Origin of the sequence: uncultured Mailhella sp. (assembly GCF_947631555.1) — a bacterium.
Taxonomy (GTDB): domain Bacteria; phylum Desulfobacterota; class Desulfovibrionia; order Desulfovibrionales; family Desulfovibrionaceae; genus Mailhella.
The window spans coordinates 1-11,660 of the sequence record NZ_CANRLT010000077.1 but is presented as its reverse complement, the minus strand read 5'-3'; the positions used below and the strand labels follow the sequence as shown (position 1 = coordinate 11,660).

Here is an 11,660-nt window from a genome sequence, read left to right as displayed (position 1 = left end):
GCCCGCCTCCATGCCGGCTTTCCAGCCGGCGCGGGGTCGTCGCTCCAAACGCGCTACCGCGCGTGCCTCCGGCGGTTTAAGGTAGGGAAAGGCAAGTAAGCAAACTCCTTCCTTAGCTGTCGGACGGCGCGAGCGTCAGCGAGCAGATAGCGAAGGCGGCGTGTTTGTCAGGCTCCGCCTGCGAACATGGTTACGCCGCCGAAGCGGGGAAGGTCGCGGGGGCGTCGCTCCAAACGCGCTACCGCGCGTGCCTCCGGCGGTTTAAGGTAGGGAAAGGCAAGTAAGCAAACGCCTTCCTTAGCTGCCGGACGGCACGGCGCGTGCGCCGCTGGTAGCTGCTCTTCTTACGGTTTCAGGCTCTGCGCGTAGGCGAGGATGCCGTTGTGTATGCCCTGGGCCAGAAGCTGGCGGTACTTGGCGCTTTTCAGGTCTTCAGCTTCCTTCTTGTTGGTGCAGTAGCCCACTTCCACAAGCACGCTGGGCATGGTCGCGCCCACGAGAACAAAGAACGGCGCGCCCTTCACGCCCCCGCTGTGAAGCCGGCGGCCATTGTTTTTCATGTGGCGCACGGAATGCTTCTGTATCTCTTCGGCCAGTTCGCGGGATTCGTTGATCCGTGCGCCGGTGACTATGCTTCTGACAATTTTGTCCATGTCGCCCAGGCGCGCGCTTCCGGCGTTTTCCACCCGGGCCAGGCGGCTGACGGTGGACGTGCGGGCAAAGTCCAGAATATAGGTTTCCATGCCGCTGATGGCCGGATTGGCGCAGGCGTTCACATGGATGGACACGAAGAGGTCTCCCTTGTACCTGCGCCCCAGCACCACGCGTTCCGAAAGGGTGAGCGTGCGGTTGCCTTCCCGCGTGAGGCGCACCCGGAAGCCGTCCTTTTCCAGCAGGACCTTCAGGCTGCGCGCAATGTCCAGCGTGACGTCCCGTTCCACCACACCGTTGTTCATGGTGCCGGGATCCTTGCCGCCGTGTCCGGCATCGATGACCACCGTGCGCACGGTAAGGCCGAGCTGCGCCGCCAGCGTCATGCCCGTCCTGGCCGGAGGCGTGACCGCGACAGGTGCGGCGGGGAGCGCCTTTCCTCCCTTCTTCAGCTTTTTTCTGTAATCCGCAGCGGCTTTGGCGTGATCCGAGCTGCGGTAGTCTCTGGCAATGCGGTCGAGGGCGGCCGCTGCCTTGTCCACCTCGCCCAGCCTCTCGTTGCAGACAACGGCCGCGCGGAAAAGCGCGTCATCGGCCAGCGACTGCTCCGGGTGTTTGCGCACAAGCTCTTCATAGGCAGACACGGCGCTTCGGGCGTCCGCCGCGTTTTTTGTTACCCCGGCCTTGCCCTCCAGCGCCAGCCCGCAGCGGTACAGAGCCGCAGCCCGCAGCCGCCAGTTCGGATTATTCTGATAACTGCGGCGGAAGGCATCGGCGCAGTTTTGCCACTCCTGAGCTTTTCCCCCGGATTTTTCCAGCCGCTCAAACTGTGCCTTGGCCTTTTCGTAGGACGCAGGGTAGCCGGCCAGAGCCGGAGAAGCGCTCCCCAGCACCAGGACGAAAAGCAGGCAGAGAAAGAGAAAAACGCGGTTCCGAGGCATATTCCGATCCGCAGCCACAGAAGTGCGGGCTGTCTTCCTGTACGAGAATGCAAAGACCTGACACAGGACACAAACAGACACCGGCGCTCCCCGTGCGGACGGGACCCGGTAAAAACGGCAGGGGAAACGCACGGCGTTTCCCGAAGCCCGGCATCCTTTGCCGAAGGGGCCTTTTCCCTATCTTTCCGCAGGCATTCTGTTCTGTCAATGGAAAAGCGGCATTCTCCGGGGGAAAAGGACGCCCTGTCTCTGCGCGGACACGGCTCACAGCGGAAAAACACGGCGTTCCGCCACCTTCAGCAGGAACACGTCCCGCCTCGGGCAGAACGCGCTTTTGCATCGTTCCGCGGGTTGTTCTGCCCCTGAAACACTTCAGCAAGGTTGGACGTTCTCTCTCCCAGGAAAATTTCAGAAGGCGGAAGGGGTACGGCGGCAGAAGAAAACCTTTTTCAAAAGAGTTTCTCCTTTTTTCCCCCGCGTTCCTTCACCCGCACAGCACGCTCAGGCGGCGCAGAAACTCGCTGCGGGGGATTTCCCGTGCGCCGAAACGCAGCATGTGGGAGGATGCCTGCTGGCAGTCGATGAGCTTCACGCCCCGATCCTGCAGCCAGCGCACCAGAAAAACCACGGCGGCCTTGGAAGCGTCCGGCCGGAAGTGGAACATGGATTCTCCGAAAAAGGCCCGGCCGCACTGCACACCGTACAGTCCGCCGGCGAGGACGCCGTCTTCCCGGACTTCCATGGAATGGGCGTGCCCCAGTTCGTGAAGCCGGACATAGGCTTCTTCCATGCCGGGCACAATCCATGTTCCCGGCTCCCCCGGACGCGGCACGGTGGCGCAGGCGTGGATGACTTCCCGAAAGGCCGTGTCCACGCTGAAGGAAAAGCGGCCGCGGCGCAGGACGCGCTCCAGCCGTGCGGGAACGTGCAGTTCTTCCGGCAGCAGCACGCAGCGCGGATCCGGCGACCACCACAGGATGGGCGAATCGTCGCCGTACCACGGGAAGATGCCGTGGGAATAGGCGAAAAGCAGCCGTTCGGGAGAAAGGTCTCCCCCTGCCATGAGCAGCCCCTGCTCCGACGCATTCTCCATGGGAGGAAACCAGCAGGGTCCGCCTTCCGGCATCCAGAAGAGGGGACGGCTCATGCGCGGATCCGATTCACCGTGAAGTCAAGGCGCCCGCCATCGGCGGCTGGCGCGGCCTGCACCGTGCCGCCTTTGGCAAGTTCGCCGAAGAGCAGCATGGAAGCCAGCGGGTCTTCCAGTTCCCGGCGTATGACGCGCTGAAGCGGGCGCGCCCCCATGCGGGGATCAAAGCCGCGTCTGGCCAGCCACTCCCGCGCCTCCTCCGTGAGTTCCAGCGAAACGCCGCGGGCGGCAAGCCCGGGTCGCAGGGCGTCTACGGCCTTGTCCACGATGCGGGACATGAGTTCTCTTGTCAGCGCGCGGAAGGGCACCAGCGCGTCGAGGCGGTTGCGAAATTCGGGACTGAAGGTCTGCTCCACGGCTCCGGTGCTGCGGTCGGAAGCGGCGCTCGTGGAGCAGAAACCCACTGGAGACTGCTCCATTTCCCGCGCCCCGGCGTTGGTGGTCATGATGACGATGACATTGCGGAAATCCGCCCTGCGCCCTGTATTGTCGGTGAGTGTGGCGTAGTCCATGACCTGAAGCAGGACGTTGTAGATGTCCGGGTGCGCCTTTTCCACCTCGTCAAGGAGCAGCACGGCGTGCGGCGTCTTGCGTATGGACTCGGTGAGCAGCCCGCCCTGCTCGAAGCCGACGTAGCCGGGCGGCGAGCCGATGAGCCGTGCCACGGCGTGCTTTTCCATGTATTCGCTCATGTCGAAGCGCACAAACGCCACATCCAGAAGTTCAGCCAGCACCCTGGCCAGCTCGGTCTTGCCCACGCCCGTAGGCCCGTGGAACAGGAAGGAGGCCACGGGGCGGCTGTCCCGGCTCAGGCCCGCACGGGAACGCAGTATGGCGCGGACGATGACGTCCACGGCCTCGTCCTGCCCGAAAACGCGGGCGCGCAGATCATCAGCCAGGGTCCTGAGCCTGTCACGTTCGCTGTGGGTCACGCTGCGCGCGGGAATATTCGCCATGCGGGCCACGACTTTTTCGATGTCCTGCACGGTCACGGAGGACCCTTTGCGGAAGCTGGGCCGCAGTGCGGCCTGCGCCCCGGCCTCGTCGATCACGTCGATGGCCTTGTCCGGCAGCATTCTGTCCTGAATGTACCTGGCGGAAAGCTCGACAGCCGCCTGCAAGGCTCCCCGCGCGTAGCGGATATGATGGAAGTTTTCATAGCGGGACTGAAGCCCCTTCAGGATCTCAAGGCAGTCCTCCTGCGAGGGTTCGCGCACGTCTATGCACTGGAAGCGGCGGCTGAGGGCGCGGTCCTTCTCGAAGTGCCCGCGGTATTCCTCGTAGGTGGTGGAACCAATGCAGCGCAGTTCCCCGGCAGCCAGCACGGGCTTGAGCAGGTTGGAAGCGTCCATGGAACCGCCGCTTGTGGAACCCGCGCCCACGATGGTGTGTATCTCGTCGATGAACAGGATGGCGCCGGGATGCGCCTTCAGCTCCTCCACCACGGCCTTGATGCGCGCCTCGAAATCCCCGCGGTAGCGCGAACCGGCCAGGAGTGCGCCCATGTCCAGAGCGTACACGCCTGTGGAACGAAAGGCCTTCGGTACGCCGCCCTCGGCGATTTTAAGGGCCACGCCCTCGGCAATGGCCGTCTTGCCCGTGCCCGGATCGCCCACCAGCAGAGGATTGTTCTTCCTCCGGCGGGAGAGCACTTCCAGCACCCGCGTCACCTCGGAAGCGCGCCCCACCAGAGGATCAATGCGCCCCTCGCGGGCCTTCTCCAGAAGATCCACGGTGTAGCGTTCCAGAGCGGAAGGCGCTTCGTCCTCCCCCTGCTCCGTGCCCCCGGCGGGACGGCGCACCGTGCGCCCTTTGTCCAGTCCTGGAAGCACATGGGAAAGAAATTCCAGAAGTCGCAGTCTGTCCACGCCCTGTTTGCGCAGAAAATAGGCGGCCCAGCAGTCCTCTTCCTCGAACATGGCGGCGAGGACATCGCCCACATCGGCCTGTTCCCGTCCAGAGGACTGCACATGCAGGATGGCGCGCTCCAGCACGCGCTCCAAGGCTCCGGTCTGAAGCACTTCGTTTTCCACGCCTTCCACAGGCGCAGGGCCTTCGGGCAGATAGCGGGCAAGAAAGGCATCGAGCTGGCGCCGCAGTTCGGGGATGTCCACGCCGCAGCCCTTGAGGATGATCACCCCGAGCCGCTCCCGCGTCATGGCCAGCAGGAGATGTTCCACGGTCAGGCATTCATGGCGGCGGGAACGCATTTCCATGACGGCAATGGCCAGACTCTGCATGAGCGAATGTCCCATCATGTCGGTTCGACCTCTCTCTTAAGGGTAAAAGCGGCGGCTTCGGGGAACGCCCCTATTCCTTTTCCATGGTGCAAAGCAGAGGAAAGCCTGCGGAACGGGCGCGGCTCGTCACCTGCCCCACCCGGAACTCGGCGATTTCCCGCGGGTAGACGCCGCACAGCCCCGTGCCCTTCTGATGCACGGAAAGCATGATGGCTTCGGCTTCGGCCTCGGTCTTGCGGAAAACTTCCCGGAGGATCCGCACCACGAACTCCATGGTGGTATAATCGTCGTTGTGCAGGATGACCCGGAACAGGGCCGGCTCCTTCAGTTCCTCTTCCAGCGCCGCGCCGGACTCAATGCGTGTCCCGTCTTCGGGCCGAATGTCTTCGCTCATGACGTTACCTCCGCCTGCCGCCCTCTGCGGACGGCGTTTACGGGACTCAATTCACTTCGGCCTTCAGCGCCTCGGCCTGGGCAGCCGCGGCCAGAGCTTCCACCATCTCCTCGATCTCCCCTTCCATGAAGCGATCCAGCGAATACATGGTGAGGTTGATGCGGTGATCCGTGACGCGCCCCTGCGGGAAATTGTAGGTGCGGATGCGCTCGGAACGATCCCCGGAACCCACCTGGGAACGGCGCTCGGCGGCCTCGGCGGAGTGCTGCTTTTCGCGTTCCGCCTGAAGAATGCGCGAGGCCAGCACCTTGAGTGCGCGCGCCTTGTTCTTGTGCTGGGAGCGCTCGTCTTCACATGTGACCACGATGCCCGTGGGGATGTGCGTGATGCGCACGGCGGATTCCGTCTTGTTCACATGCTGGCCTCCCGCGCCCGACGCCCGGTACACGTCAATGCGCAGGTCTTCCGGGCGCAGATTCACGTCCACTTCCTCGGCTTCGGGCATGACGGCCACGGTAGCCGCCGACGTATGGATGCGGCCCTGAGATTCGGTCACGGGCACGCGCTGAACGCGGTGCGTGCCGGATTCGTAGCGCAGATGACTGTACACGCGCCGGCCTGACACCAGGGCGATGACTTCCTTGTATCCGCCCGCGTCCGTGGGCATTTCCGAAAGAATTTCCACCTTCCAGCGCTTGATTTCGGCGTAGCGGCAGTACATGTGGAAGAGATCGGCGGCGAACAGGGCGGCCTCGTCGCCGCCGGTTCCCGCGCGCACTTCCAGCACCGTGTTCTTCTCGTCCAGCGGATCGGGCGGCAGGAGCATGAGGCGCAGGGCGTGTTCGCGTTCCGGCATTTCCTTTTCCAGGCGGTGGACTTCCTCCTGAGCCATGAGGCGGATCTCATGATCCTCATCGTTCAGAAGTTCGCGGTTATCCTCAAGCTGGCGCTGGAGTTCGCGGTATTCCCGGAAGGCCAGCACCACAGGCTCGATATCCGCGCGGGCCTTGGCCGTCCTGCGGTACAGCTCCTGATCGGAGAGTACGTCGCTCCTGGCCAGAGACGCTTCCAGTTCCGTATATCGTTGTTCCAGACTTTCCAGTTTTGCAAACATAGCTACTCCGTTACGGGGTTCGGGTCGGGGGCAAAGCGCCCGGCAAACGCGGGGCCAAGGGCCGCCTTGAGCGCCGCCAGCGCCACTTCGAGCTGCGCGTCGTCCGGCTCTCGGGTGGTGAGAAGCTGAAGGGCGAGTCCTGGTCCGCTCACCAGAAAACGCCAGAAGCCCGCCTTCATGCGGGCCGCGCTTCGCACGATTTCATAGGCTACTGCGCTGACCGGAACGATGAGCAGGATTTTAAAAAGGATGACGCCCGCGTGCCGCAGCAGCGCGGATTCCGGCGTCCACAGCCGAAGCAGCAGAGGCACGGCGGCCGCGTGGAGCAGGATGGACGCCGCCACCACAAAGAGCAGGAATGTCGTGCCGCAGCGGGGGTGCAGTCTGCTGCCCGCGCGGGCACTCGCCAGCGTCACGATGCCGCCGTTCTCGAAGGCGTGGACACTCTTGTGCTCCGCCCCGTGGTACTGAAAGACGCGGCGAATCTCCGGCATGACCGGGATGACCGCGATATAGCCGAGGAACAGGGCCAGTTTGAAAAGCCCGTCCCAGAGATGGAAGGAAAAGCCCTGCATGTCGCCGCCTGCTCCCAGACGGTTCATCAGAAGCGCCAGAACGTGCGGGGCCGCCACAAAGAGCGCCACGGCCATGCCCAGAGCCATGAGCAGGGTCAGCGCAGCCTCTCCGCGGCTCATGGGCGGCGAATCCTCACCGGAAGAAAGATCGGCGGAGCGTTCCAGCGCGCGCACACCGTTGGCCAGAGTCTCCACCAGAATGGGAAAGCCGCGCAGAAAGCGGACGGCGCGCACCCCGGAAGGCCCCACGCTGCGCCACGGGCGGCTTTCCACGGCGATCTCTCCCGAGGGACGGCGCACGGCAAGGGCGCAGGACGCGCCGGCGCGCATGAGCACGCCTTCCATCACGGCCTGCCCTCCCACCAGAGGCTGACAAGGGGCCTCTGTCAGCGCCGCCGCGGGAACCATGAGCGCGCGCCGGACGGTACGGGCGGAAAGAGAGGGAAGACAGGGCTTCATGCAAAAAACCTCAAAAAATGTCTGAAACTTTCTCCCCGCTGCGGAAGGAAAACGGGAAGAGGCGCATACGCGAAAACCTCCCCAGAGCAAACCCTGGGGAGGTTCCGTTCGTCTCCGGCAGGGCTGCGCCGGATAAGGCTCTACTTGGCGAATTTGGCGTACTTCTTGCGGAAGCGGTCGATACGGCCGGCGGTGTCCACGAAGCGCTGCTTGCCGGTGAAGAACGGATGGCAGGCGGAGCAGATTTCCACATGGACGGTCTCGCCCTTGGTGGAAAGGACTTCCACAACGTTGCCGCAGGCGCAGACGAGCTTGGCCTTGTACACTTTGGGATGGATGCCTTCTTTCATGCTGACTCCTCGATGATTTGCGGACCCACGGGTTCGCCCATACCCGCCCTGGCAGGCGGACAGTCGCCTAGTCGCCCGATTTACCGCAGCGTTGAAGTATCAATCCGCAGGACTATACGGATTTTCGCGGCTCTCGTCCAGTATTTTTCCGTGCCTTTTCGCGGCGGGCCTTTTGGCTTCATCCCGCTCCTCTCTGGACGTGTGCCGCGGGAAGGGGTATAGCTTTCCCATGCGCTATTACCCTCTCTTTCTCGATCTGCACGCGGCCCGCTGTCTCGTGGTGGGCGCGGGACGCGTGGGCAGACGAAAGATCGGCGCGCTCCTTGACTGCGCTCCGGCCTCGCTCCTCGTCCTCGACCCCGGTCTGGACGAAGCGGCTGCGGCCGCCCTCAAAGCGGAGTTTGCGCCGAACGCCGGACCTCTCACCGTGGAACGCCGCGATTTTCAGCCTGAAGATCTGGAAGGACGGACACTGGTCTTCGCGGCCACGCCCAGCGCCGCCGTCAACGGCCGCATCGCCCGCCTCGCGGACGCGGCCGGGATTCTCTGCAACGTGGCCGGGCCTGTGGACGCCGGAGAGGGGAATGTTCTCGTGCCCGCCCATGTGGAGGACGGGCCTCTGGTTCTGGCCCTGTCCACCGGCGGCAGGAGTCCGGCTCTGGCCCGTGCCCTCAGGGAGGAGCTGGAAGCCTGGCTCGGCAAGGGGTACGCCCCCCTGCTGGCGCTTCTGGAAGCGCTCCGCCCCCGCGTTCTTGCGCTGGGTCTTGGCAGCGATGCCGACGCCGTACTCTTCCGCGCCCTCTGCAGGCGTCCCCTGCGCGACCAGCTCATGGCCGCCCTTGAACGCCGCGACGCCGCCGCGCTTGACGCTCTTCTCCGTCCCCTGCTTCCCGCCGCACTGCCCTTTTCTGCCGAGGAATTTCTGCATGAACTGGACTGACCTTTTCTCCTGCCTCTGTCTCGCCCTGTACGCTCTCGCCGTCGTCGCCTCCTTCAGCGGTCTGCTCGGCCGTTCCCCGCGCCTCAAGGCTCTGGCCTGCGCGCTCTGCGCGGGCGGATTCGCCGCCCACAGCGCGTGGCTTGCCGTCAGCCTGTGCTCCGGCGCCTTTGAAGGCGTGTCCCGCGGTTTCTACCTGCTGCCCCTCGCCTGGGTGCTGGCCGCCGCCGGACTGTTCATCTTCCGCCGTCAGCGTCAGGAGATCGTCCTGCACTTCGTCTCTCCCTGGGCCTTCTTCCTCTGCGCCTGCGCTCTGGGCTTCTCCGGCGCCCCCGCCTCCGCCACCGTGACCGGCCCCCTGCTCTGGCTGCACCTTGCGGGCATGGCCGTGGGCATCGGCGTCATGGCCGTGGCCGCAGGCGCGGGCGGCATGTTCCTGTGGCAGGAGCGGGCCATCAAGCATAAGGCCCGCCTCGCCGGGTTCCGCCGCGACCTGCCGGCCCTGGGTTCCCTGGACGCCATCAACTCCCTGGCCACGCGTATCGGCTTTCCCTGCTACAGCTTCGGTCTGCTCTGCGGCTTTCTCTGGTCGCGCATCGCCTGGCCGTCCCTCATGCCCGGCGACCTTGTGAAGAGCGGCTTTTCCCTGCTCATACTCCTCGTCTACGCCCTGCTCTTCCACCAGAGGCAGGCCCTCGGCTGGCAGGGACGCAAGCCCGCCGTGCTCGCCCTCGTCATTTTTGCGGCCTGTCTCGTCTCCCTCTTCGTTGTGAACACCTTCTTCTCCTCTCAGCACGGTTTCTGATTCCAGGGCCGCCAGGCAGCGCACCACTATGAACAGCAGCATCTCACTCATCGGCATCAACCACCGCACGGCCGCGGTGGAGATCCGGGAACGCTTCGCCCTCACGGATTTCTGCGCCCCGGAAACCTGGGCCATTCCCCGCGGCGAAGGCATTTCCGAATCGCTCATCCTCTCCACCTGCAACCGCGTGGAAGTGCTCGTGGTGGGCGACGGGGACAGGGCGCGCCGCCGGGCGCTGGAATGCTGGGCCAAAGCCCGCGGCAGAACGCCGGAAGAACTTGAACCCTACCTCTATCAGTATCAGGGAGAAGAAGCCGTGCGGCATCTGTTCAGCGTGGCTTCAAGCCTTGACTCCCTCGTCCTCGGAGAACCGCAAATCCTCGGACAGCTCAAGGAAGCCTACCGCAAGGCAAGCGCCTGCCGCGCCGCGGGAACCATCCTGAACCGGCTGCTGCACAAGGCGTTTTCCGTGGCCAAGCGCGTGCGCTCCGAAACCGGCGTGGCTTCCAGCGCCGTGTCCATCAGCTACGCTGCCGTGGAACTGGCCAAGCAGATCTTCGACGACATGAGCCGGCACGACGCCCTCATTCTTGGTGCGGGAGAAATGGCCGAACTTGCCGCCATGCACCTGGTTCAGGCCGGTGTGCGCCGTATCCGCGTGGTCAACCGCACCTACGCCCGCGCCGAGGAACTGGCCCAGCGCCTCGGCGGAGAGGCCGTGCCCTTCGGTCAGCTCTTTGCGCAGCTTGCGGAGACGGATATCCTCATCAGCTCCACCGGCGCGCCTGAAGCCATCATCCATGAACAGGACATGCGCGGCGTCCTCAGGAAGCGCAAGCACCGCCCCATGTTCCTCATCGACATCGCCATGCCCCGTGACATCGACCCCGCGGTGAACACGCTGGATAACGTCTACCTTTACGACATCGACGATCTCAAGGAAGTCGTTGAGGAAAACCTTGCCGGACGCCGGGAAGAAGCGGTGAAGGCCCGTGCCATCGTGGACGAGGAGACCGCCGCCTTCCTCGACTGGCTTCAGTCGCTCACGCTCCAGCCCACGATTGTGGCGCTTGGGGAGCGCGGACGCCGCATCGTGGAAGAAGAACTGGCGCGGACGCTGCGCCGCCTCGGGTCTTCCGGCCCCGTGGATGAAGAAACGCGCAAGGCGCTGGAAATCATGGCCGATTCTCTGGTGCGCCGCTTCAACCACGAGCCTATTGCCTTTCTGAAGGAACGCTTCCACGAGGCCGAAAACCCGGAATACACGCTTCAGGCCGTGGACACCATCCGCCGCGTCTTCGATCTGAAATAGCACCGGCGGGCAGCCTGCCTGTAACGTTAAGTTCTGGGACTGTCCTGGCTCTTTTTTCTTAGCTGGGACAGCCCCAGAAGGAAGCAGCGCCGGCATGAAACTATTCCTTCTCTGTCATCTTATTTCCTTTATGGTTTGAGCCCTCGGCCTTCAGGCCGATAGAGTCCCACCCCGCCCTGAAGGGCGGGGTATCTTTGGGGCGGCAGCCTGGGAGGGGATGCCCCCCCCCAGGCGCAGGACGCAAAGCCCTGAAGGGCTTTGCTACATTATTGCTTCCAGGGGCAGACGGGACAGCAGCATTTCAGCACTTTCTTCCCAGGTAAGAAGCTTGACACCGGCCGAGGGGATCATGCGGCCTTTCTTCAGGTCTTCCAGCCATGTTTCGATGCAGTCGGCCAAAGGCTGCGGGTCAAGACCGCTGAAATATGCGGCATGCTCTCCGGCAATTTCCCGAAATACCGGCAGGTCGCGCAGGATGAGCGGTTTCCCATGCCGTGCGCCCTCGACAACGGCCAGGCCGAAGCCTTCCGCCTCGGAAGGGAAAAGTACGCAGGAAGCGGCCGCGTACACCTTGTCCAGATATTCATCGCTGATTCCCTTGAGCCAGAACAGCCGCTTGCCGTTTTCAGGATGCTTGTCGATTTTTTCGGCCAGCTTGTCGATTTTCCAGCCTTTTCTCCCCACTATGACGAAGTTGGCGTCTATGCCCTTTGCCCAAAGGCGTTCAAACGC

11 protein-coding genes are annotated in these 11,660 nt (G+C 63.9%); 3 read left to right on the top strand and 8 right to left on the bottom strand.

Annotated features, from left to right (window positions below):
• Window positions 1–344: 344 nt before the first annotated feature.
• The 7 genes from Q0Z94_RS09665 to rpmE form a co-directional block, all read right to left on the bottom strand.
• Complete coding sequence (locus Q0Z94_RS09665; RefSeq protein WP_298069183.1) at window positions 345–1,592, bottom strand: N-acetylmuramoyl-L-alanine amidase; 1,248 nt, start codon at window positions 1,590–1,592, stop codon at window positions 345–347.
• A gap of 484 nt (window positions 1,593–2,076) precedes the next feature.
• Entirely contained in the window at window positions 2,077–2,718 is a 642-nt protein-coding gene (gene aat / locus Q0Z94_RS09660; RefSeq protein ID WP_298069185.1) for a leucyl/phenylalanyl-tRNA--protein transferase, read from the bottom strand.
• A 17-nt stretch (window positions 2,719–2,735) separates the two neighbouring features.
• Window positions 2,736–5,000 (bottom strand): ATP-dependent Clp protease ATP-binding subunit ClpA, encoded by a 2,265-nt coding sequence (clpA, locus tag Q0Z94_RS09655; protein WP_298069181.1) that lies wholly within the window; start codon window positions 4,998–5,000, stop codon window positions 2,736–2,738.
• A gap of 52 nt (window positions 5,001–5,052) precedes the next feature.
• Window positions 5,053–5,376: an ATP-dependent Clp protease adapter ClpS gene (clpS, locus tag Q0Z94_RS09650; protein ID WP_298069179.1), complete on the bottom strand. Its 324-nt coding sequence runs from the start codon at window positions 5,374–5,376 to the stop codon at window positions 5,053–5,055.
• A 46-nt stretch (window positions 5,377–5,422) separates the two neighbouring features.
• Window positions 5,423–6,490 carry a peptide chain release factor 1 gene (prfA, locus tag Q0Z94_RS09645; RefSeq protein WP_298069177.1) on the bottom strand — a complete coding sequence of 356 codons (1,068 nt, stop codon included), beginning with the start codon at window positions 6,488–6,490 and terminating at the stop codon, window positions 5,423–5,425.
• A gap of 2 nt (window positions 6,491–6,492) precedes the next feature.
• Window positions 6,493–7,524: a DUF1385 domain-containing protein gene (locus Q0Z94_RS09640; RefSeq protein ID WP_298069175.1), complete on the bottom strand. Its 1,032-nt coding sequence runs from the start codon at window positions 7,522–7,524 to the stop codon at window positions 6,493–6,495.
• 140 nt (window positions 7,525–7,664) lie between these two features.
• The gene (gene rpmE / locus Q0Z94_RS09635; protein ID WP_077073051.1) at window positions 7,665–7,874 is read right to left on the bottom strand and encodes a 50S ribosomal protein L31; all 210 of its coding nucleotides are present in this window, start codon (window positions 7,872–7,874) and stop codon (window positions 7,665–7,667) included.
• 229 nt (window positions 7,875–8,103) lie between these two features.
• Here rpmE and Q0Z94_RS09630 point away from each other — a divergent pair, with 229 nt between their 5' ends.
• The 3 genes from Q0Z94_RS09630 to hemA are packed head-to-tail and all read left to right on the top strand — an operon-like array spanning window position 8,104 to window position 10,928.
• The gene (locus tag Q0Z94_RS09630) at window positions 8,104–8,814 is read left to right on the top strand and encodes a bifunctional precorrin-2 dehydrogenase/sirohydrochlorin ferrochelatase (RefSeq protein ID WP_298069173.1); all 711 of its coding nucleotides are present in this window, start codon (window positions 8,104–8,106) and stop codon (window positions 8,812–8,814) included.
• The gene (gene ccsA / locus Q0Z94_RS09625) at window positions 8,801–9,616 is read left to right on the top strand and encodes a cytochrome c biogenesis protein CcsA (protein ID WP_298069171.1); all 816 of its coding nucleotides are present in this window, start codon (window positions 8,801–8,803) and stop codon (window positions 9,614–9,616) included. Before Q0Z94_RS09630 ends, ccsA begins: the two co-directional genes overlap by 14 nt.
• Window positions 9,617–9,644: 28 nt before the next feature.
• Window positions 9,645–10,928, top strand: a complete 1,284-nt coding sequence (gene hemA / locus Q0Z94_RS09620) for a glutamyl-tRNA reductase (RefSeq protein ID WP_298069169.1) — start codon at window positions 9,645–9,647, stop codon at window positions 10,926–10,928.
• Window positions 10,929–11,189: 261 nt separating this feature from the next.
• Here the strand turns inward: hemA and Q0Z94_RS09615 are convergent.
• Window positions 11,190–11,660, bottom strand: a 471-nt coding sequence (locus tag Q0Z94_RS09615; RefSeq protein WP_298069167.1) for a glycosyltransferase, incomplete at its 5' end; no start/stop codon positions are given.